The following is a 21,865-nucleotide window of genomic DNA, read 5'->3' as shown; positions in this document are numbered from 1 at the left end:
AGAGGTCAGATCCGCACGAGGACCTCATCGAGAGGCTTGCGCTGCAGGTCCGGCACCACACAGTCGTCGGCCGGGTAGCCGACCGGGATCACTGCGAACGCCTTTTCGTTGCGCGGGCGGCCGAGCAGTTCCCCGAGGAACCGCATCGGCGACGGCGTGTGCGTCAGCGCGGCGAGGCCCGCCACCTGCAACGCCGTCAGCAGCATGCCCACCGCGATGCCGACCGACTCGTCGACGTAGTAGTGCTTGCGGACGCTGCCGTCGTCGTCGAGGGCGAACCGTTGCTGGAACACGACGATGAGGTACGGCGCGTCCGTCAGGTGGGGCTTCACCGCGTCCGTGCCGAGGGGCCGTAGCGCGTCGAGCCACGCATCGCCGAGGCGGCCCTCGTAGGAAATCCGCTCCTCGGCCTCGGCGGCTTCGCGGATCCGCCGACGCACCGCGGGATCGGTGACGAGGACGAACGTCCACGGCTGCTGGTGCGCCCCGCTCGGCGCGGTCGAGGCGACGGCGATCGCGTCGAGCACCGCGCGTTCGGGCACCGGGTCGGGGGAGAACATCCGCACCGAACGGCGGGCTTCCATCCGCTGGCGCAGCGCGGCGGCCCGGGCGATCGCTTCGGTGTCCGGCAGCCGGGCGGGCCGGTAGGGGACCGGGTGATACGTCATGTCCGGATTGTGGCGCGGGACACGGAGCGCGCAGCAGGGCCGAACGTACGATTCGCGGTGTCAAGCGTCCGCTGTACGGACAGTAAGGTGATCCTTGCTTGAGAAATTGCGCCGAACAGTCCAGGGAAACTAGGCCGAACGGTCCTGTCGCGTGAAGTGATCTCCTCATTACCCTCCAGTAGCAGACAGTGGTGCCGATCACAGTCGCTCCGGGAGGCTTCATGGCGTCGCGCGTCCGAGGACCCGGCTCCGAAGACCGGCGCGAACTGCGGATCCGGCACCTCACCGGCTGCCTTCCCTGCACGCTCAAATGCGCGTATTGCGGGCTGCCGGTGCGGCTCACCGGGCCGGGCGACCACCCCGGCTACGGCGTGGTCGAAGAAGTGACCGGCGATCTCGTGCTGCTGCACCGGTTCTGCCGCGCCGCGCTCGGCCGGTGCCGGACCCGGGGGTGCGTGCTGCGGCGCGCCCACCTCGGCCGCGCGACCGAGCAGTACGAAACCGGCCGGCGGCCCGGGCGTTACCAGCGCCTCGGCGTCCGGCGTTCGCCCGACCTCGATCTGTACCGGAAGCACTGGCGGATCGCGAAGATGCGGTACGCGTGCAAGGCGTGCCGGTACTACACCGGCTCGCACTGAGCCGGTCCTTCCATCACGACGCGGAGGACTCGTGCTCGTTCGTCTCATCCTCGGCCTGCTCATGACGGTCGTCGGCCTCGCCGTCGCCGGCAAGCGGGTCGCGTTCCTCTACCGGCTGATCAAGGCCGGCCAGCCCGACGCCAAGCGGTCCGACGAGCTCGGTGCCCGGGTCTTCGCGCAGGTGCGCGAGGTGTTCGGCCAGCGCAAGCTGCTGAAGTGGTCGGTGCCCGGCCTGGCGCACTTCTTCACGTTCTGGGGCTTCGTGATCCTCGCCTCGGTGTACCTCGAGGCGTACGGCGCGTTGTTCGACGAAAAGTTCGCCATCCCGTGGATCGGCCACTGGGCGGTGCTCGGCTTCCTGCAGGACTTCATCGCCGTCGCGGTCGCCGTCTCGCTCGGCGTGTTCACGATCATCCGCATCAAGAACGCCCCCGAGCGCAAGGATCGCGCGTCCCGCTTCTACGGCTCGCACACCGGCGGCGCCTGGCTGATCCTGATCATGATCTTCAACGTCGTCTGGACGATGTTCTTCTTCCGCGGCGCCTCGTCGGCGTCCGGCAACTTCCCGTACGACTCGGGCGCGTACGTCTCGCTCGGCGTCGGCAACCTCCTCGAGCCGCTCGGGCACTCGACGACCGAGGTGCTGGAAACCATCGGCCTGCTGCTGCACATCGGCGTCATGCTCGTCTTCCTCAGCATCGTGCTCTACTCCAAGCACCTGCACATCTTCGTGGCGCCGATCAACGTCTCGGCGAAGCGGCTGCCGGACGCGCTCGGCCCGCTGCTGCCGATGGAGTCCGCGGGCAAGCCGATCGACTTCGAGGACCCGGGCGAGGACGACACGTTCGGCCGCGGCAAGATCGGCGACTTCACCTGGAAGGGCATGCTCGACTTCGCCACGTGCACCGAGTGCGGCCGCTGCCAGTCGCAGTGCCCGGCGTGGAACACCGGCAAGCCGTTGTCGCCCAAGCTCGTCATCATGAACCTGCGTGACAACCTGTTCGAGGAGGCGCCCTACATCCTCGCGGGTACCGAGCACGAGGGCGCGCGCCCACTGGTCGGCCCCGAGGACGACGGCGGCGTCATCGACCCGGACGTGCTGTGGTCGTGCACCACCTGCGGCGCGTGCGTCGAGCAGTGCCCGGTGGACATCGAGCACGTCGACCACATCGTCGACATGCGCCGCTACCAGGTGATGATCGAGTCGGCGTTCCCGACCGAGCTGGGCGGCCTGTTCAAGAACCTGGAGACCAAGGGCAACCCCTGGGGCCAGAACAACTCCGAGCGGCTGGCCTGGACGAAGGACCTCGGGTTCGACGTCCCGGTGTTCGACGGCGAGCTGGCCGAGGACGTCGAGTACGTCTATTGGGTCGGCTGCGCGGGCGCGTTCGACGACCAGGCCCGCAAGACCGTCCGCGCCACGGCGGAGCTGCTGCACATCGCCGGGGTGAAGTACGTGGTGCTGGGCAAGGAGGAGTCCTGCACGGGTGACCCGGCCCGCCGTGCGGGCAACGAGTTCCTCTTCCAGATGATGGCGCAGCAGACGGCCGAGACGCTCAACGCCGTGTTCGAGGGCCGCGAGCCGAGGTTGCGCAAGATCGTCACGACCTGCCCGCACTGCCTGAACACGCTGAGCCGCGAGTACCCCCAGCTGGACGGGCACTACGAGGTGGTCCACCACACGCAACTGCTCAACCGCCTGGTCCGCGGCGGGCAGCTGACCCCGGTCAAGCCGGTCGAGGACGGCCCGAAGGTCACCTACCACGACCCCTGCTACCTCGGCCGCCACAACAAGGTCTACACCCCGCCGCGCGAGCTGGTCGGGGCCACGGGCGCCGAGCTGGCCGAAATGCCCCGCCACGCCGACCGGGCCCTGTGCTGCGGCGCGGGTGGCGCCCGCATGTGGATGGAGGAGCAGATCGGCAAGCGCATCAACCTGGAGCGCGTGGACGAGGCGATCGCCACGGACGCGGAAACGATCGTGACGGGCTGCCCGTTCTGCCGCGTGATGCTGACCGACGGCCTGGTCCAGCGCCAGAGCGAGCAGAAGGCGGAGAACGTCGACGTGCGCGATGTGGCGCAGCTGCTCTTGGAGCGGGTGAAGGCCACGGACACCTCGGCCCCGAAGGTCTGAACGGGTTCACCCGTTCGCCCTATATCCACCGGCCGCCGCGCGGCTCTTCCTTGAGAGGCAGGGAGCCGTGCGGCGGGAGGAGAGCCGATGGCCGGGGCGAGGATCGAGACGGTCGGCGGGGCCGGGGTGCGCCTGGTGGTGCGCCGGGGCTCGTGGCTGGTGGGGCGCGGGCCCGACGCGGACCTGCGGTTGCCCTCGGACCAGGTTTCGCTGCGGCACGCCTGGATCCGCCAGGACGCGCGCGGCACCTGGGTGGCCGACGCCGGGTCGCGGAACGGGACGTGGGTCAACGGGCGGCGGCTGGCGCCGCGGCAGGACCACCCGCTCCGCCACGGTGACCGGCTCGAGTTCGGCCCGGTCGCCGCGGTCTACTCCGACGGGGACGGCGGCGGGCAGCAGACACGGAGCTGGCAGCGGTCGTCCGGCGGGGTCTCGTTCGGCGACGTGTCCGCGGGGACCATCAACAACGCCGGGCGCGATGTCAACAACAGCTACGACAACCGCCAGCACCACAAGTACGAGTTCAGCACCCCCGAGGGACAGCTGATTTCGGAACTGGCCACCGGGCGGGGCGCCGGCCGCGCGGTCATGGTGCTCGGGTTGCTCATGGTGCTGGCCGGGTTCGCGATCTGGGCGTCGGTGATCTTCCGGTTCGTCAAGGCGGGATCCGACGCGGTCTCGTCGGGGTCGTTCGACGCGCCGCCACCGCTGCTCGGCCCGGAGGTCTTCGACGGCGTGCCGCTCGGGGCGATCGGCTTCGCGCTCTTCGGGCTCGGCGGGGTCGTGGCGATGATCGGGCTGGTGCTGGCCAAGGCGGCGCGCGAGCGGCGCCGGAACAGGAGGCGGTAGTGGACGGCATCCACTTCCACGGCGACGTCCGGGCCGGGACGGTCAACAACGCCGTGCACGGCGACATCAACACCGTCCACGGTGGACACCAGGAGATCCACCGCGGCCTCGACGCGCGGCAGGTCGCGTCGCTGGTGCGGTCGGTCCGTGCGGAACTCGACGCCGCCCGGTTGCCGCCGGCCACGAAGGACGCCGTGCACGACGCCCTCGACGAGGTCGACCGGGACGTCGTGCACGGCGGAACCGGCGTGGGCGCAAAGGTGCGCCGGGCCAGGGATCTGCTGCGGGACGCCGGCGGCCTCGCGACCGCCGGCGCCGGGTTGTGGACCGCGGTGCGGGCTCTCGCCGCCGCGGCCGGCGTCCCGTTCTAACCGTCCACAGCGGACGCGACCACAGTGGACGGTGCCGCGGGGGCGGCGCCGCCCAGCTGCGCGGTCGGCACCCGGTAGGTCTCCCGGGCCGTCGCCGCGGACAGTGCCGCCACCACGCACACCGCCGCGGTGAAGATCGCGACGCCGAGCCAGTCCTCCTTGCCGGACCCGATCGCCGCCACGACGCTGGGCGCGAACCCGGCCACCGCGAAGCCGATCTGGGTGCCGATCGCCATCCCGGACAGGCGGACCCGCGCGCTGAACATCTCGCCGTACAGTGCCGGCCAGACGCCGTTGATCCCGGAGTACGCCACCCCGAACAGCACGATGCCGAGCACGAACAGCAGCGCGTACGAGCCGATCGAAATCGACCACAGGTACGGGAAGATCAGCACGCCGCAGGCCAGGCAGCCGGTGATGAACACCGGTTTGCGCCCGACCCGGTCGGCGAGCCCGGCCAGCAGCGGGATCGCCGCCAGCGCGACGACGTTCGCGAGCACACCCACCCAGAGCATCGGGGTGCGGGACAGGCCGATCGTGTTGACCGCGTAGCTCAGCGCGTAGACGGTGAAGATGGTGCTCACCGAGGCGATCGTCGCCGCGACGATCACCCGCAGCACGTCCGCCCAGTGGTGCCGGAACAGCAGCGCGACCGGCAGTTTCGCGACCTCGGTGCGTTCGAACACCGGCGTCTCGTCGAGCTTGCGCCGGATCACGAAGCCGACGACCACGACGAGCGCGCTACCCCAGAACGGCAGCCGCCAGCCCCAGGTCAGCAGGTCCTCCTGGGGGAGGGCGGCGACCGGCAGGAAGATCGCGGTGGCCAGGATCTGGCCGGCTTGCGTGCCGCTCAGGGTGAAGCTGGTGAAGTAGGCGCGCCGGTGTTCGGGGGCGTGCTCGAGGGACATCGAGTTCGCGCCGGCCTGCTCGCCGGCCGCGGAAAGGCCTTGCAGCAGCCGGAGAACGACCAGCAGCACCGGGGCGAGGACGCCGACGCTCGCGTACGTCGGCAGGCAGCCGACGCAGAACGTCGCGAAGCCCATGAGCAGCAGGGTGAAGACGAGCACGCGCTTGCGGCCGAACCGGTCGCCGACGTGGCCGAGGACGAACGCGCCGACCGGCCGGGCGAGGTAGCCGACGCCGAAGGTGGCCAGGGCCAGGAGGGTGCCGGTGGCGGGGGAGGAGGCGGGGAAGAACACCTTGCCGAACACGAGCGCGGCGGCGGTGCCGTAGATGAAGAAGTCGTAGTACTCGAGCGCGCTGCCGATCCAGGCGGCCAGCGCCGCCTTGCGGGGCATCGATCCGGTCACGGGGAGGTGCTCCTGACGTCCGTGCTTCGTTGCTCAGACTGCGGCGGGGAAGCAATGTACGGTCTAGTTAGTTAATAAAGAGTGCGAGACCGGGGCGCCGGGTGTCAAGAGATCCTTTTCGCTGGTGGGGGCGCGGGGCTCAGCGAGCCGTCAGGTACTCGATCAGCAAGTCGCCCAGCATGGTGCGGTGGTGCTCGCGCCGGGCCGGGTCGAGCATGTCGCGGCCGAAGATCGCCTGGAACGTGTGGCGGTTCGCCAGCCGGAACACGCAGAACGAGCTGATGACCATGTGCACGTCGAGCGCGTCGACGTCCTCCCGGAACAGGCCGGCCGCCCGGCCGCGCTCGAGGATCCGGGTGATCCCGCCGAGTGCCGGGTCGGCCAGGCCGGCCAGGATCTCCGACCGCGACAGGTGCTCCGCGTGGTGGATGTTCTCGATGCTGACCAGCCGGATGAAGTCCGGGTGCGCCTCGTGGTGGTCGAACGTCAGCGCGGCCAGTTGCCGCAGGGCGTCCTCGGGCTCCAGGTGCTCGACGTCGAGTTGCTGTTCCGAGGCCCGGAGCTCGGAGTACGCCCGCTCCAGTACGGCGAGGTAGAGCTGTTCCTTGCCGCCGAAGTAGTAGTAGATCATCCGCTTGGTGGTGCTGGTGCGCGCGGCGATCTCGTCGACCCGGGCGCCGGTGTAGCCCTTGTCCGCGAACTCGCGCGTGGCCACCGCGAGGATGTCGGCCCGCGTCCGTTCCTTGTCGCGCTGGCGCTCGGCCTCCGACGATGGTGCGGCCACCGGGCTCCTTCCGCTGCAGGTCGACGGGCCTCACTCTAGCCCAGCCCTTCCGTCCGGGAGGACGCCGCGCTACCGTGAACGTACTAGTTCGTACATTAACGGCCGGAGGGCGCCGCGTGACCAGCTACCTGATCGGGCTCGTCGGCACGGGCATCGGGCCGTCCGCCAGCCCGGCCCTGCACGAACGCGAGGCCGACGAGCTCGGCCTGCGCTACGTCTACCGGCTGCTGGACCTCGACGTCCTGTGCCGCCCGGTCGCCGACGTCCTCGCCGCCGCCCGGCTCGCCGGGTTCGACGGCCTCAACGTCACCCACCCGGCCAAGCAGGCCGTCCTGCCGCACCTCGACGAGCTTTCGCCGGAAGCCGAAGCCCTCGGCGCGGTCAACACCGTCGTCTTCCGGAACCACCGCGCGATCGGCCACAACACCGACGCCACCGGGTTCGCCCGCAGCCTCACTCGCGGCCTGCCCGACGCCCCGATGGACGACGTCGTCCTGCTCGGCGCCGGGGGAGCGGGCGCCGCGGTCGCGCACGCCCTCCTTTCCCTCGGCACCGGCCGGCTCACCGTCCACGACGTCGACGGCGGCCGGAGCGCTCGCCTGGCCGAGGCGCTCGAGCGACGATTCGGCCCCGGCCGCGCGCAAACCGGCGACCTGACCGCGCTCGAAGGCGCCGACGGCCTCGTGCACGCCACCCCGACCGGGATGGCCGCCCACCCCGGCTCACCGGTGCCGGCCGAGCTGTTGCACCCGGGGCTGTGGGTCGCCGACATCGTCTACCGCCCCCTGGAAACCGCGCTGCTCGCCGCCGCGCGGGCGCGCGGCTGCCGGGTGCTGCACGGCGGCGGCATGGTCGTGCTCCAGGCCGCCGAGTCGTTCCGGCTGTTCACCGGCGCCGAACCCGACCCGGTGCGGATGCTGCGCCACTTCGACGCCCTGGAAGGGAAAGCCGCCCGTGCCGCCTGAACCACGCACCGCCATCGCCACCGTCTGCCTGTCCGGCACCCTGGAGGACAAGCTCGCCGCGGCCGCGGCGGCCGGGTTCGACGGCGTCGAGCTGTTCGAGAACGACCTGCTGGTCTCCCCGTCGAGCCCGGCCGAAATCCGCCGCCGGTGCGCCGACCTCGGCCTGTCCATCGACCTCTACCAGCCGTTTCGCGACTTCGAAGCCGTGCCGCCGCCGCAGCACGCGGCCAACCTGCACCGGGCCGCGCGCAAGTTCGACGTCATGGCCGAGCTCGGCGCCGGCACGATCCTGGTCTGTTCGTCGGTCTCGCCGGAGGCCATCGATGACGACGAACTGGCCGCGGAACAACTGCACGCGCTGGCGGAGCTGGCCGCCGCGCGCGGCCTGCGAGTCGCGTACGAAGCCCTGGCCTGGGGCCGGCACGTCAGCGGGTACGAGCACGCCTGGCGCATCGTCCGCCGCGCCGCGCACCCCGCGCTCGGCGTCTGCCTCGACAGCTTCCACATCCTGTCGAAGGGCCACGACCCGGCGCCGATCCGCGCGATCCCCGGCGACAAGATCTTCTTCCTCCAGCTCGCCGACGCGCCGAAGCTGCCGATGGACGTCCTGCCGTGGAGCCGCCACCACCGGCTCTTCCCCGGCCAGGGCGACTTCGACCTCACCGCGTTCACCGGGCACGTCCTCGCCACGGGTTACCGCGGTCCGCTGTCCCTGGAAGTCTTCAACGACGTCTTCCGCCAGGCCGACCCGCGCCCGGCCGCGGTCGACGCGCTGCGCTCGCTGCTGGCCTTGAAGGAATCGCTCGGCGTGCGGGACCTGCCGGCCGCGCCCGCGCTGACCGGCCACGCGTTCGCCGAGGTCGTCACCGACCCGGGTGCGGGCCGGATCCTGGCGTCGCTCGGGTTCGCCCGCACCGGCGTCCACCGGACCAAGCCGGTCGAGCTGTGGGAGCAGGGCGACGCGCGGGTGGTGGTCAACGAAGGCGGCGCGGCCCACGGTGCCGTCGGGGCGGTCGCGCTGGCGAGCACCGACCCGGCCCGCTCCGCCCGCCGCGCCGAGGCCCTGCTCGCGCCGGTCCTGCCGCGGGTGCGCGGCCCGCGCGAGGCCGACCTGGCGTCGGTCGCGGCGCCGGACGGCACCCAGGTGTTCCTCTGCGGCGACGACTGGCGGGACGACTTCGCGCCCACCGGCGAAACGGCGCCCGGGGCGGGGATCTTCGGAATCGATCACGTGGCCCTCACGCAGCCCTTCGACCACTTCGAGGAAGCGGCGCTGTTCTACCGCTCAATGTTCGGGCTGACGCCGTCCCCGGTGGCCGAGTTCGCGGCGCCGTTCGGGCTGGTGCGCAGCCGCGCGGTGGCGGCGGGGGCGGTCCGGCTGACGCTGGACAGCGCCGTGGTCCGCCGCGGCGAGTGGGCGCCGGCCGTCCCCGAACCGCAGCACGTGGCGTTCGCCTGCGCGGACGCGGTGGCGGCGGCCGCGGCCACGCGTGCGGCCGGCGCGCCCCTGCTGGAGATCCCGGGCAACTACTACGACGACCTCGAAGCCCGCCTGGACCTGCCGGCCGAGCGGCTGGCCGCGCTGCGGGAGCACTCGGTGCTGTACGACCGGGACGCCAACGGCGAGTTCCTGCACTTCTACACCGCGCTGGCCGGGGCGCGGGTGTTCTTCGAGGTGGTCCAGCGGATCGGCGGGTACCGGGGTTACGGCGTCGGCAACGCGCCGGTGCGGATGGCCGCCCACCGCGCCCGCCGACACGCGGCCCCACCGGCGAAAACGCCGGCCTGAGCACCATCGCCGGCCCCGGGATTTCTTTCCCGGGGCGGTTTTCGTCGTGGCCGGCCACCGCGGGCGCGCGGGATTCCCGTGCCGCAGCGGTGAAAAACGGCCGGGACGCCTTCCTATCCGGACGACTTCTGGCGCCCGCCGCCGGTGGCCGGTGACCGCCCGGCTACTCCCCGCATGCGTTTACAACGTTCCGGCAACCGCCTTGACAGGGCCTGTGGTACGTACCACTCTAACCCCAACATTGGTCTACACCATTTGGGGCGTCCGGCCGCGGTGGCCGGGCAGGGAAAGGACGGCATCGAGTGAAACGCTGGCTCAAGCTCGCGGCGGGCGCCGCCGCACTCACGCTCGCGACCGCGGGCTGCGCGGGCTCCGGTGGCTCGGACACCGCGGCCTCGTCGAGCGGCAATGCACCGCTGAGCGGGACCGTCACGGTCTGGCTGATGACCGGCTCCGCGCCGGAGACGCTGACCGGCGCGCTCAACAAGGAGTTCGAGGCCGCGCACCCCGGCGTCAAGGTCAAGTACGAGGTCCAGCAGTGGGACGGCATCCAGCAGAAGCTGACCACCGCGCTGGCCAGCGGCGCGCCGCCGGACGTCATCGAGATCGGCAACACGCAGACCGCGGCGTTCGCCGCGCAGGAAGGCGTCCTGACCGACCTGACCGCCGACAAGGACAGCTTCAACGGCGCGCAGTGGCTCAAGGGCCTCGCCGACTCGGGCAGCTACGACGGCAAGGTCTACGGCGTCCCGTTCTACGCGGCCAACCGTGAGGTCATCTACCGCAAGGACATGTTCGAGCAGGCCGGCATCACCAAGACGCCGACGTCGAACGACGAGTGGATCGACGCGATCGGCAAGCTGAAGACGAAGTTCGGCTCCGACCCCGACTTCCAGGCGCTCTACATGCCGGGCCAGAACTGGTACGCGCTGCTGTCGTTCATCTGGGACAACGGCGGGGACATCGCCAAGGCCGACGGCAAGAACTACAAGGCGAGCCTGGACACCCCCGAGGCCAAGGCCGGCCTGGAGTTCTACAAGAAGCTCGTCGACACCTCCGGCACCAAGGCGCCGAAGGACGCCGACGAGGCCAAGCCGCAGCAGGCGACCGTCTACGGCGCCGGCAAGGTGGCCATGATGATCGGCCTCCCGTGGGAGCTGGCGACCGCGGCCAAGACCGACGCGAGCCTGACCGCCAAGACCGGTGCCTTCGCGATCCCGAGCAAGACCGCCGGCCAGAGCGCCCCGGTCTTCCTGGGCGGCTCCAACCTGGCGATCCCGGCCAACAGCAAGAACGTGGCCGCGGCCAAGGAGTACATCAAGCTGCTCTCCAGCCCGAAGTACCAGAGCCAGCTCGCCGCCGCCGGCGTCGTGCCCGGCACGTCGACCGACCTCACCGGCCTGGACAAGGACCCGCTGGGCAGCGTGATGGCCAAGGCGTCGGCCAACGGCAAGGCCGTGCCGGCCAGCCCGAAGTGGGGTGACGTGGAGTCCGGCCAGAACCCGGTCAAGGACATGCTGACCGCGTACCTGACCGGCAAGAAGACGCTCGACCAGGCGACCGCCGACGCCAACGCAGCGCTCAACAAGCTCATCGGCGGATGACCGCGACCGCGAATGTGACGATGCCGGCGGGGGCCACCCCGCCGGCATCGCCGCGCGACACCCGGGTCACCAAGCGCAGGCGGGGCCGGTTCGGCGACCGGCTGCTCCCGTACCTGCTGCTGCTCCCGGCGCTGGCGGCCATCCTGGTGCTGCTCGCCTGGCCGCTGGTCCAGGTGCTCGCGATCAGCTTCCGCAAGCTCGACATCGGCCAGCTCGTCTCCGGCAAGATGGTCTGGATCGGGTTCGACAACTACACCAACACGCTCTCCGACCCGGAGTTCTGGACGATCACCGTCCGGACCTTGGTGTTCACCGCCGCCATCGTGGCCGCCACCATCCTCGGCGGCCTCCTGCTCGCCGTGCTCATGCGCCACCTCGGCCCGGTCGTGCGGATCATGGTGCAGGTGACGCTGGTGCTGGCCTGGGCCACGCCGGTGATCGCCACGACCACGGTGTTCCAGTGGATCTTCGACCAGCAGTACGGCATCCTCAACAAGACGCTGGACCGGCTGGGCTTCCACGGCTTCATCGGGTTCTCGTGGTTCTCCAGCGGGCCCAGCACGCTCACCGTGATCGGGCTGCTCATCGTGTGGCAGGCCGTGCCGTTCGTGACGTTCTCGCTGTACGCGGGCATCATCGGCGTCCCGCGCGAGCAGTACGAGGCCGCCGGCATCGACGGCGCCAGCGCGTGGCAGACCTTCCGCGCGGTCACCTGGCCCGCCATCCGGCCGATCACCACCATGGTGACGTTCCTGTCGGTCCTGTGGGACTTCAACGCCTTCGCCCAGATCTGGGCGATCCGCGAAGGCGGACCCGACGGCGGGAGCACCACCCTGGCCGTCGTCCTGTACCTCAAGGGCATCGCGGGCAACCACTTCGGCGCGGCGGGCGCGATCGCGACGCTGATGCTGATCGTGCTGGCGCTCATCACCGGCCGGTACATCCAGCTGCTCGTCCGGACCCCGGAAGGTGATCTCAAGTGAGGAAATCGCTGCCGCAGCGGATCGCGCTGTCGGTCGTCGGCGTCCTGGTGGCGCTGGCCATCGTCTTCCCGACGTACTGGATGTTCGTCACGTCGCTGAGATCACCCGGCCAGATCCTCTCGCCGAAGTACGACCTGATCCCGACGTCGTTCTCGTTCGGCAACTTCGCCACCGCCCTGGGCAAGGACAACTTCCCGACCTACCTGCTCAACAGCCTGATCGTCACGGTCGGGTCGGTGCTGTGCGCGCTGGTGGCCGGCACCCTGGCGGCGATCCCGCTCTCGCGGCTGCGGTTCACCGGCCGCCGGGGCTTCCTGGTGCTGGTCATGGTGGCGCAACTGGCGCCGGTGTCGGCCCTGTTCATCCCGCTGTTCCTGCTGATGCGGGACGCCGGGCTGCTCAACACGCTGCCGTCGCTGCTGCTGATCTACTTCGCCACCACGCTGCCGTTCACGGTCTGGATGCTCTACGGCTTCGTCAACGGGATCCCGTACGAGCTGGAGGAGGCCGCGATGATCGACGGCTGCAGCCAGACCGGCGCGTTCCGCCGGGTGACGCTGCCGCTGCTCGGGCCGGGGCTGGTCACCACCTCGGTGTTCAGCTTCATCACCGCGTGGAACGAGTACCTGTTCGCGCTGGTGTTCATCCAGGACAAGCCGAAGGAGACGCTGCCGGTGTGGCTGGCGTCGTTCCGCACCGCGTTCGCCACCGACTGGGGCGGCGTCATGGCCGCGTCGGTCATCTACGCGATCCCGGCGCTGATCTTCTTCCTGCTCGTGCAACGCAAGCTCGTGTCCGGCGCGACCGCCGGCGCCGTGAAGGGGTAGCCGTTGTCTTCGCCCGAGAAGCTCGCTGAAGCCGTCCTCCTGCCCGGGTTCGCCGGGACGACCGCACCGGACTGGCTGCGCCGCCGGGTCGCCGACGGCCTGGGCGGGGTGGTGCTGTTCGGCCGCAACGTCGTCGACGACGAGCAGGTCGCCGCCCTCGTCGCGCAGCTGCGGGGCGAGCGGGACGGCGTCGTGGTCGGGATCGACGAGGAGGGCGGCGACGTCACCCGCCTCGACGTCAACACCGGGTCGTTCGTGCCGGGGCCGCTGGCCCTCGGCGCGGCCGACGACCCGGAGCTGACCACGGCGGTCGCCGCCGCGCTCGGCGAGCGGCTGGCGGCCTGCGGCGTCACGGTGAACCTCGCGCCCTGCGCGGACCTCACCCTGGCCGCCGAGGACCCGATCATCGGCGTCCGGGCGTTCGGGTCCGACCCGGCGAAGGCGGCACCGCACGTCGCGGCGTACGTCACCGGCCTGCAGAAGTACGGCGTCGCGGCGTGCGCGAAGCACTTCCCGGGCCACGGCGCGGCGACCGAGGACTCGCACGTGGAGCTGCCGGTGCTGCCGCGTACCGTCGAGGAACTGCGGGAGATCGAGCTCGTCCCGTTCGCCGCGGCCATCCGGGCCGGGGTGCGCTCGGTGATGTCCGGCCACCTGGTCGTCCGCGCCTGGGGCGACGAGCCGGCCACGCTCAACCGCACCGCGCTCACCGACGTCCTGCGCGGCGAACTCGGCTTCACCGGCGCGGTGATCACCGATGCGCTGGAGATGGGGGCGGTGTCCGGGGCGTATGGGCGCCACGACGGTCTCGGCCGGTCGGCCGTGCGAGCCCTGGCGGCGGGGGCCGACGCGCTGTGCCTCGGCGGCGCGGCCTTCGAAGCCGAACACCTGGACGCCTGCGTCTCGGCGATCGTGGCCGCGGTCGCGGCGGGGGAGCTGCCCCTGGAGCGGCTGGCGGAGGCGGCGGCCCGGACGGCGGCACTGGGCACCGACCCGGCGCCGGCGTCGGTGGGCCCGGTGGACCGGCGGCTCGGCCTGGAGGCGGCCCGCAAGGCGCTGCGGGTCCGGGGCGAGCCGCGGCTGGCCGGGCCGCCGCTGGTGGTCGACGTCCAGACCGAGCCGACCATCGCGGCCGGGCCGATGCCGTGGGGCCTCGGCGCCCACCTGGCCGAGCTCGTGCCGGGCACCCGGGCGATGACCGCGACACCGGACGACGCCGACGCGGTGCTGGCGGCGGCCCGCGGCTTCGGCAGCGTCGTCGTGGTGACGCGGGAGGCGCACCGGCACCCCCGGGTGCGGGAGCTGCTGACCGCGTTGTCCACTGTGGACTTCATCTGGGTGGAGACCGGCGTCCCCGGGCCGGCCGACGGCGACGGCCCGCGGATCGACACGTTCAGCGGTTCCTGGGTCAGCCTCCGCGCCGCGGCCGAATATCTCGCCTGAACCGGACGAAACCCCGCTCCTGAGCGGGGTTTCGTCCGCTTTGCCGCATCTCCAGAAGTTCAGCCGCGGTTTGTACGCGGCTTGTACCGGTGGAACGCATTCTGTCCGCACACCGGAAAACTGGAGGACGGAACAATGAACATGGGGATCGTGAAGCGGCTGGCCGGGGTGGCCGGAATCGCCGCGGCGATCGTGGTCGCCGGGGCGGGCCCGGCGTTCGCGGCATCGGGCACGGTGCACACCGATTCGGGCGCGCCGCTGACCGTGCGGTCCAGCCCGAGCGCCAGTGCGAGCTCGGTCGGTAGCATCGCCGACGGCACCGCGGTGACCATCAGCTGCCAGACCAACGGATCCACGGTCGACGGCAAGTACGGCACCTCGGACATCTGGGACAAGGTCGGCGACGGCTACGTCAGCGACGCCTACGTCTACACCGGCTCCGACGGCCGGGTCGCCCCGGACTGCGCCGGCTCGACCCTGACCTGCTCCACCGCGGGCACCGGCAACCCGAAGACCTGCGCGCAGGCCGTGGCCTACGCCAAGACCCGCATCCACACGAACGACCTCGACTCCTACGAGGGCTGGTGCGACCGGATCAACGCGCAGAACTACGGCTGGTCCGCCTCGGGTTCGGAGACGGCCTACGTCCACTGGACCCAGATCCCGTCGTCGTTCAAGCACCCGGGTGACTACCAGGTCCCGGCCGGTGGGCTCGCCTTCTTCAAGAGCAGCGGGGCCGGCCACACGATGATCTCGATCGGCGACGGCAAGTTCCTGTCGAACGACATCAACGGCTACGGCAGCTACACCGAGACCACGATCGCGCAGATCAAGAGCAAGTGGGGCCAGACCTACCTCGGCTGGTCGCAGCCGTGGTTCAAGGTCAACCACTGACACCCTGACCACGCACGGGCCCCTGTCCTCCTTCCCCGGACAGGGGCCCGAGCGCGTCCCTCCACTGTGGACGTCAGGACATCGCGATCGCGGTCTTGGCCCGGACCGCGGTCGAGCCCTGCAGTTCGTTGTCCGCCGGACGCGCGTCCTCGCGGTAGGGGTCGATGCTCGCGTAGACCTTGAACTGCGTCTTGCCCGCCGCGGCGTCGGCCGCGGTGTAGGTGTAGGCGAACGGGAGGACCACCTTGCGGCCCGCCGGCACCCACTGCTTGAGCTGCCCGATCTCCTGGAAGTAGCCCTGCTCGTTCAGCTTCGACAGGGAGACCACGACCGTCTCGTCGTGCCGGGTGTTCGTGACCGACACCTTGATCGGCTTGGTGTCGTCCACCCGTGCCTTGGCCGGCACCACGAAGTCCGAAAGCGCCACGTCGTGCGTCTCGACCTGCACCGTGCCGGAGCCGGATCCGGTCCGGCCGTCGGCGGTCGATCCGGTGACCTCGAGGCGGTACTCGCCGTCCGCGGCGTACCGGTGCACGATGGGCGCACCGGTGATGGGCGCCGAGCCGCCGTCGCCGAACCGCACTTCGCCGCTGACGAAGTCCCGGCCCAGGCTGTCGCCCGAAGAGGGGTACAGCGTCACATCGGTGTAGACGGACGGGTTGTTGGGGGACGCCGACACCCACGGCCGCAGCGGCGGCGCCGTCTCGAGCCGGAGCTGGAACACCGACGCGGCCTCGGCGTCGTCGGCGACGCGGATCCGGTAGGACTGCCCGGCTTCCGCGGTGAACACGGCAGCCCGGCGGTCACCGGAGGCCACGCAGTCCACTTCGGACAGCGAGTCCGCCGTCGTGCCCCGGTACACCGTGATGCCGGGGCCCCAGTCGTACATCGCCAGCGCGCTCACCGACCGGGTCCGGTCCGGCGTGAACGCGAACCAGACGGACTGCTCCGCGCCCGGGTCGCAGCTCGGCCGCGCTTCCCCGGCCTCGGCCGAGGCGACGGTGAGATCACCGGCGTAGTCGCCGGGCACGGAAACGGGCGTGGCCGCGGCAAGGCCGTCGTTCGGTGCCGGTGGCACCGCGGTGAACTCGGCGGTCAGGTCGCCTTGGTTGTACTGCTGGGCGAACATCACGTGGTAGGTCGTCCCGGCGGTGGCGCGGAAGGTCGCGTAGCCGGGAGTGCCCCAGGCACGGCAGGCGACCGGGGTCAGCGTCCCGCGCTCACCGGTGTAGACCGCGACGAACGGCCTTTCCCCGGTGCCGGCCGGCGTCACCCGGACGATTTCGTCCGCGGTCGCGGTGTAGTCGTACCAGACGGTCCACGTCGTGTAGGTGTTGCACGGTGCCGGGTCGTCGGCCGCCTTCGTCGCCTCCCGGACGTCCTGGGACGCCTTGAAGGGCAGGGCGGTGACGGCGGTGGCGGAGCCGAAGTCGTCGTTGGCCGGGGCGGCCGCGTGGGCGACCCCGGGCAGCAGCAGCGCGGCCGTGGCGGCCGCGAGGCAGGCGAGCAGCGGTCGGAATCTCATGTGTTCCCCCGGGAAGTCAGACGGCGGCGATGCGCGTGGCGGGCGGCTTGACGGTCGTGGCGACGGAGATCGCCTCGTTGTCGGCCGGAAGGGCATCGGCCGCCGGGTACGCCAGCTGGACCTCCGCGCGGAAGGCGACCTTCCCGGACGCCGCGTCGTCCGGGGTGAAGGTGTAGGCGAACGGGAACCGGACCTTGCCGGTGGCCCGCGCGGGCACCTGCAGCGTCAGCCGGCCGACCTCGGCCCAGTAGTCCGTGGACCGCTTGGACAGCACGACGGTCACCGTCTCGGCGTACCGGGTGTTCGTCACGTCCACGTTGATCGGCTTGCTGTCTCCCTGCCGGGCCGCCGACGGGACGGTGAACTTCGAGATCCCGACGTCGTGCGTGGTCACCGTGACGGACCTGGTCACCGTCGCGGTGCGCCCGTCGGGTGAAGTCGCGTGGAGCGTGGCGGTGTAGACACCGTCGGCGGCGTAGCGGTGGTGGACGGTGTCGGTGCCCACGGGGGCCGACGTGCCGTCGCCGAAGTCCCACGTCCCGCCCAGCGGCAGGTCGATCTGCTCCCAGGACGAAGCGGAGAAGCCGACGTTGTCGAACACCGTGGGGGACGACGGGTACACGTCCACGTCCGGGTTCAGCGGCGGCGTCTCCTGGAGCGTGAACCGGAAGGTCCCGTAGCCGTGGTGGGCCCCGGTGACGCGGATGGCGTAGACCGTGCCGGGGTCCGGGCGGAACATCGCCGGGCGCGAGGAGTTGTTCCGCGCGCACGCGACCTGGGTCAGGGCCGCCGGTGAGCTTCCGGAGTAGACGGTGACGGTGGCATCGGTCCCTTCGACCCGCGCGGAAAGGGATGGCGCGGGGCCGGAGGCGGGGTACGTGTACCAGACCGACGGCTGGCCCTCATCGTCCACACAGGTCGAATCGGGCTCGCCGGCCTCGGCCGCGGCGACCGAGAGGTCCGGCTGGCTCGTGAACGGCAGCGCGGTCACCGGCTCGGCGTTCGCGTAGGTGTCGTTGGGCGCCGGGGCGACCGAGTCGACGGCGAACTTCAGGGCGCCGCCGGGGGTGTCGATGCCGGCGACCAGGAAGGAGTACGTCGTCCCGGCCGTCGCGCGGAAGGTGATGGCCGGCCCGGTGCCGTAGTCACAGGCGTCGGCGACGTTCAGCAAGCCGCCGCGTGCTCCCGTGTTCGCGGACAGGAGCGTCCGGTGGTCGCTGCCCGCGGTCGTGGCGCGCAGCAGGCCGTCCTGCGTCGCGGTGTAGCTGAACCAGACCGTGCCGGCCGCGGCGTAGCCGCTGCACCAGCCGGGATCGTCGGCGGCCTTGGTGGCCGCGCTGCTGTCCTCCTCCGCCGTGAACGGCAAGGACGTGACGACAGTGGCGTTGTCGAAGTCGTCGTTGGCCGGTGGTGCCGCCGCGTGGGCGACCCCCGGGACCACAGTGGCCAGTGCCGCGGCCACCACCGGGACCACGGCCATCCGGCCACGAGAACGTAACGGGAACAACACGGAATCCGCCCCCCTCGCGGGGTTCTCCGCCCCCATGACGAAGATCCCCGCGAGGCGTATCGGCGATCACCCGATCCGCGTGACAGCCTTCGCGCAAGTTGCCCCGAATGACGTAGTCGCGGCCGGTGTCACACCTTCATGATCCGGTGCGCGGGGTCCGCCAGGTACGCCAGGAGGTTCCCGGGCCGGTACGGCGGCTGCATCTGTTCGCTGCGGTGCAGCGCGCACGAGCCCGCGAACTCGGTCGCCGGGTCCGCCCGGCCGATGACGCGGTTCGCCGAGCCGAACCACCGGAAGAACGCGTTGAGCGAATTGTGCAGTTCGCCGAGTTCGTCCCGCGCGGCCAGGTAGTCGAAGGCGTTCTCCGTGAAGGCGAGGCCGCACTGCTCGGCGCGGTCGGCCATCCACCGGAGGGCGAGGTTCGACAGGGCGGGCTGCTGGTAGCCGCCGCCGACGTCGGAATGGGCGCCGGCAAACCAGACCTGTTCGCGGAGCCGGCCGTCGGCCGCTTTGGACGGTGCCCACACGGCCGGGCTGAACGACTTGCGGTGCTCGTCCACCGCCAGTGCCTGGAACGCAGCCTGCACGATCGACGTCAGCTCCATGTCGTGGAACTGCCACCGCTTGTTCAGCAGGTGGATCAGCCGGCCACCGCTGAGGGGGATGCCCAGCGCGCCGACGGTGTCCCAGACGCCCACGAACCGGACGGGGGTGCGGTCTTCGCGGGCGTACTTCGCGCGGAACTCGCGGGCCCGCGGGCTGTCCGGGCCGGAAGTGGCCCGGTCGCGGGCGCGGTAGAGCCCGTAGGCCTCCTCGAGCCGGCCGAGCTCGCCGGGGCGCAGGACACCGCAGTTGCGGATGAAACCCACGGTACTGCGCGCGGTGTAGGCGCCGCGGCTGAAGCCGAAGAAGAACAGTTCGTCGCCGGGTTCGTAGTTTTCGGCGACGAAGCGGTAGGCGCTCTTCACGTTCTTCGAGAGGCCGACGCCGAAAGCGCCGCCGGTGAGGCGGTCCCACAGCTTTCCGGTGCCGACGCCTTCGTGGTAGTACACCCGCTGCGGCACGCCGGCCGGATCGGTGGGCGCGACCACCTTCTGGAGCTGGCCCACATTGGTCGGAGCGGGCTGGCGGAGGGAGTTCCACGTCCCGTCGCAGCAGATCACCAGACGTTTCGCCATGCTTCCTCCCCGGGTCCGTGCCCTCGTGAGTCGCCGGGACCCGGTGCCGCGTTACGGCCACCGGAATACCCGATCCGCCGGCCGTTTCCCGATTTCCGGATCTTTGCGCGTCCGGTGATTTCCCGCTGCCCGGAATCGGGTCGCGCGTGAGGGTGAATCCGCGTTACGCGGTCCGCGGGACCACCGACTCAAGGGGTGAGTTGTGCGCCGGACGGCGGGACCCCGCGTAGGCTCGGCGAAATGGAGCCCAGGCGCGGAACCGTGGCACCGGAGCTGGACCGGTGGGCCCGCCGGGCGGAGCGGGAGGCCCGGCGGACCGTCGTCGTCCGGCTGCGGGCCGGCACCGATCCGGGGCCGGCGGCGGAGCGGCTGGCCGAGCTCGGCACGGCGGTCGCCGACCGCGGCCCGGGCTCGGTGACCGGCGAGGTCACCCCCGGCGTCCTGCGCCGGATCGGGCAGGAGCCCTGGGTGCTCGCCGTCGAGCCGCCGCGGGGTCTCCGGCAGCTCGGGTGACCGGCGCGCACCTCGAGGCGTCCGGAACGGTTCCGGAGCCGGCCGGAGGCGAGGTGCTCCCATGGAAGCTCGGCGTGACACCCACTTGGACGCGCGGCTGCGCGGGGCGATGGCCGCGGCCCAGGCCGGCGGGCCGGCCGGCGGCGTCGGGGCGCGCGCCCTGGACGTCGGTGGGCTGCTGGCCGCCGCCGGGGAGGTGGCCGGCCCAGCGCAAACGACGGTCAAGCTGCTGGTGCCCGCCGGTGCCGTGCCGGCCGCCGCGGCGTGGTGCGAGCAGGCCGGCGGGTCCGTGGTGTCGGCCCCGCCGGACGCGAGCGGCGACGCGGTGCTGCTCGCCGACGTCCCGGTCGACCGGCTGTCCGAACTGGACGGCCAGACCTGGCTCCGCCGGGCCGAAGCCCCCAAGGAGCTGTTCGCCCGGCTCGACCAGGCCCGCGGCGCGGTCACCGGCCTCGACAGCACGCTCGGCCTCCCGGAACACGCCGGGCTGACCGGCGCCGGTGTGCTGCTGGCGATCGTCGACAGCGGCGTCGACTACACGCACGCGGACTTCCGGCGCGGCGACGGCTCGACCCGGCTCGAGCGGTTCGTCTGGGCCCGCCACCAGCAGGGCGCGACGGCGTCGGAGTTCACCACCTTCGACACCGCGCAGATCCAGGACGCCCTCGACGGTGGCCCGGCGCTGCCGCAGGGCGACCCCGGCGGGCACGGCACCCACTGCGCGTCGATCGCGGCCGGCAACGGCCTGGCGCTGGCCGGCCGGCGGTTCCGCGGGGTGGCGCCCGAAGCGGCGTTGTACGCGATGCGCAGCGAACCGCTGCTGGACGTGCACACGATCCGGGGCATCCGGGACGCGTTCGAGCTCGCCGGCGACCGCCCCTGCGTGCTGAGCCTGAGCAGCGGGACGCACTTCGGCGCGCACGACGGCACGTCGGCGCTGGAGAACGAGATCGCCCGGGCGTCCGGGCCGGGCCGGATCATCGTGGTGGCGGCGGGCAACGAAGGCGACGACGGCATCCACGCGTCGGGCCGCCTGGTGCCCGGCCAGGACCTGGTGTTCCCGGTGCGCGTCGCGGACACCGGGTTGCTCTACTGCGACGTGTGGATCCCGCGCGGCGACGTCGTCGACGTCTGGGTGGAGGCCCCGGACGGGACGCAGTTCGCGCCGGACCCGGACGAGGTCCCGACCGCGCGCGGCACGTTCGTGGCCGACTTCGTGGAGAACCCGCTCAACCGCGACCAGAACCTGACGTTCCTGATGATCGACGGCCACGTCGACGACCGCTGGACGGTCCGCATCCGCGCGGTCTCGGTGGTCCACGGCGAAGTGCACGCGTGGGCGGGCACGGTGGCGGGCGGCCGGATGCTGTTCCCGGGCGCGCCGCTCGACGGCTACACGGTGGGCATCCCGGCGTGCGAAGAGCGCGCCATCTCGGTGGCGTCGCTGATCAGCCGCACCAGCTTCGAAGGGCCGGACGGACCGTCGCCGCTGCCGGCGTTGCAGGTCGGCACGCTGTCGGCGTACTCCAGCCAGGGCCCGACCCGCATCGGCGGCTTCAAGCCGGACATCGCGGCCCCGGGCCAGGTGGTGACGGCGGCCCTGAGCAAGGGTTCGGAGTTCGCGGCGGACCCCCGCCTCGCGGCTCGCCTGCACCCGAGCGGCTGTTACGTGACGATCCAGGGGACGAGCATGGCGACGCCGTTCGTGGCGGGTCTGGTGGCGCTGATGCTGGCCCAGGAGCCGGCGCTGACCCCGGAGGACGTCCAGCAACGCCTCCGCACCACGGCCCGGCGGGACGCGGCGACCGGCCCGGTCTGGAACCCCCGCTACGGCTGGGGCAAGCTCGACGCGGCGACGATCCTGTCCGGGTGAGGCCGGG

Annotated in this window: 19 protein-coding genes; 13 read left to right on the top strand and 6 right to left on the bottom strand. The window is 71.6% G+C overall.

All coding sequences use genetic code 11. The features are described 5' to 3' along the window. Positions 1–5 precede the first annotated feature (5 nt). Positions 6–668 (bottom strand): nitroreductase family protein, encoded by a 663-nt coding sequence (locus H5965_RS40085; protein ID WP_310976281.1) that lies wholly within the window; start codon positions 666–668, stop codon positions 6–8. A gap of 221 nt (positions 669–889) precedes the next feature. Between H5965_RS40085 and H5965_RS40080 the strand changes: the two genes are divergently transcribed. From H5965_RS40080 to H5965_RS40065, 4 genes are all read left to right on the top strand, one after another. Next, positions 890–1,306 carry a hypothetical protein gene (locus H5965_RS40080; protein WP_176169908.1) on the top strand — a complete coding sequence of 139 codons (417 nt, stop codon included), beginning with the start codon at positions 890–892 and terminating at the stop codon, positions 1,304–1,306. 31 nt (positions 1,307–1,337) lie between these two features. After that, positions 1,338–3,440, top strand: coding sequence for a (Fe-S)-binding protein (locus tag H5965_RS40075; protein WP_310976280.1), 2,103 nt, complete (start codon positions 1,338–1,340; stop codon positions 3,438–3,440). 87 nt (positions 3,441–3,527) lie between these two features. Next, positions 3,528–4,289 (top strand): FHA domain-containing protein, encoded by a 762-nt coding sequence (locus H5965_RS40070; RefSeq protein ID WP_310976279.1) that lies wholly within the window; start codon positions 3,528–3,530, stop codon positions 4,287–4,289. Then, on the top strand, positions 4,289–4,660 hold the full coding sequence (locus H5965_RS40065) for a hypothetical protein (RefSeq protein WP_310976278.1): 372 nt from the start codon (positions 4,289–4,291) through the stop codon (positions 4,658–4,660). The genes H5965_RS40070 and H5965_RS40065 overlap by 1 nt, the downstream gene beginning before the upstream one ends. Here the strand turns inward: H5965_RS40065 and H5965_RS40060 are convergent. Both H5965_RS40060 and H5965_RS40055 read right to left on the bottom strand, forming a co-directional pair. Then, complete coding sequence (locus H5965_RS40060; RefSeq protein ID WP_310976277.1) at positions 4,657–5,970, bottom strand: MFS transporter; 1,314 nt, start codon at positions 5,968–5,970, stop codon at positions 4,657–4,659. The genes H5965_RS40065 and H5965_RS40060 overlap by 4 nt on opposite strands. 139 nt (positions 5,971–6,109) lie before the next feature. Then, positions 6,110–6,754, bottom strand: coding sequence for a TetR/AcrR family transcriptional regulator (locus tag H5965_RS40055; protein WP_310976276.1), 645 nt, complete (start codon positions 6,752–6,754; stop codon positions 6,110–6,112). Between the two features lie 116 nt (positions 6,755–6,870). On the opposite strand from H5965_RS40055, the gene H5965_RS40050 reads away from it, so the two are divergent. The 7 genes from H5965_RS40050 to H5965_RS40020 all read left to right on the top strand — a co-directional run bounded on the left by H5965_RS40050 (position 6,871) and on the right by H5965_RS40020 (position 15,259). Beyond that, positions 6,871–7,719 carry a shikimate dehydrogenase gene (locus H5965_RS40050; protein ID WP_310976275.1) on the top strand — a complete coding sequence of 283 codons (849 nt, stop codon included), beginning with the start codon at positions 6,871–6,873 and terminating at the stop codon, positions 7,717–7,719. Then, positions 7,709–9,508 carry a TIM barrel protein gene (locus tag H5965_RS40045; protein ID WP_310976274.1) on the top strand — a complete coding sequence of 600 codons (1,800 nt, stop codon included), beginning with the start codon at positions 7,709–7,711 and terminating at the stop codon, positions 9,506–9,508. Before H5965_RS40050 ends, H5965_RS40045 begins: the two co-directional genes overlap by 11 nt. Positions 9,509–9,810: 302 nt before the next feature. Next, a complete protein-coding gene (locus H5965_RS40040; RefSeq protein WP_310976273.1) occupies positions 9,811–11,112 on the top strand; it encodes a sugar ABC transporter substrate-binding protein in 1,302 nt (433 codons plus the stop codon). Then, a complete protein-coding gene (locus H5965_RS40035) occupies positions 11,109–12,095 on the top strand; it encodes a sugar ABC transporter permease (RefSeq protein ID WP_310976272.1) in 987 nt (328 codons plus the stop codon). Before H5965_RS40040 ends, H5965_RS40035 begins: the two co-directional genes overlap by 4 nt. Further along, the gene (locus tag H5965_RS40030; protein WP_310976271.1) at positions 12,092–12,922 is read left to right on the top strand and encodes a carbohydrate ABC transporter permease; all 831 of its coding nucleotides are present in this window, start codon (positions 12,092–12,094) and stop codon (positions 12,920–12,922) included. The genes H5965_RS40035 and H5965_RS40030 overlap by 4 nt, the downstream gene beginning before the upstream one ends. Before the next feature lie 3 nt (positions 12,923–12,925). Continuing rightward, positions 12,926–14,365, top strand: a complete 1,440-nt coding sequence (locus H5965_RS40025; protein WP_310976270.1) for a glycoside hydrolase family 3 N-terminal domain-containing protein — start codon at positions 12,926–12,928, stop codon at positions 14,363–14,365. A 135-nt stretch (positions 14,366–14,500) separates the two neighbouring features. Next, the gene (locus H5965_RS40020) at positions 14,501–15,259 is read left to right on the top strand and encodes a hypothetical protein (RefSeq protein WP_310976269.1); all 759 of its coding nucleotides are present in this window, start codon (positions 14,501–14,503) and stop codon (positions 15,257–15,259) included. Positions 15,260–15,332: 73 nt separating this feature from the next. On the opposite strand, the gene H5965_RS40015 is transcribed toward H5965_RS40020, so the two are convergent. The 3 genes from H5965_RS40015 to H5965_RS40005 all read right to left on the bottom strand — a co-directional run bounded on the left by H5965_RS40015 (position 15,333) and on the right by H5965_RS40005 (position 19,472). Then, positions 15,333–16,784: a hypothetical protein gene (locus H5965_RS40015; protein ID WP_310976268.1), complete on the bottom strand. Its 1,452-nt coding sequence runs from the start codon at positions 16,782–16,784 to the stop codon at positions 15,333–15,335. Positions 16,785–16,800: 16 nt separating this feature from the next. After that, positions 16,801–18,264, bottom strand: a complete 1,464-nt coding sequence (locus H5965_RS40010; RefSeq protein ID WP_310976267.1) for a PKD domain-containing protein — start codon at positions 18,262–18,264, stop codon at positions 16,801–16,803. Between the two features lie 158 nt (positions 18,265–18,422). Continuing rightward, positions 18,423–19,472 carry a DUF2235 domain-containing protein gene (locus H5965_RS40005; RefSeq protein ID WP_310976266.1) on the bottom strand — a complete coding sequence of 350 codons (1,050 nt, stop codon included), beginning with the start codon at positions 19,470–19,472 and terminating at the stop codon, positions 18,423–18,425. Positions 19,473–19,712: 240 nt separating this feature from the next. Between H5965_RS40005 and H5965_RS40000 the strand changes: the two genes are divergently transcribed. Together H5965_RS40000 and H5965_RS39995 are read left to right on the top strand one after the other, a co-directional pair. After that, on the top strand, positions 19,713–19,985 hold the full coding sequence (locus H5965_RS40000) for a hypothetical protein (protein ID WP_310976265.1): 273 nt from the start codon (positions 19,713–19,715) through the stop codon (positions 19,983–19,985). Between the two features lie 61 nt (positions 19,986–20,046). Continuing rightward, positions 20,047–21,858 carry a S8 family serine peptidase gene (locus H5965_RS39995; protein WP_310976264.1) on the top strand — a complete coding sequence of 604 codons (1,812 nt, stop codon included), beginning with the start codon at positions 20,047–20,049 and terminating at the stop codon, positions 21,856–21,858. Positions 21,859–21,865 lie beyond the last annotated feature (7 nt).

The sequence above is a fragment of the Amycolatopsis sp. 505 genome (genome assembly GCF_031625235.1).
Taxonomy (GTDB): Bacteria; Actinomycetota; Actinomycetes; order Mycobacteriales; family Pseudonocardiaceae; genus Amycolatopsis.
Note: the sequence above shows the minus strand (reverse complement) of the source record. Positions and strands in the feature narration are given on the sequence as shown.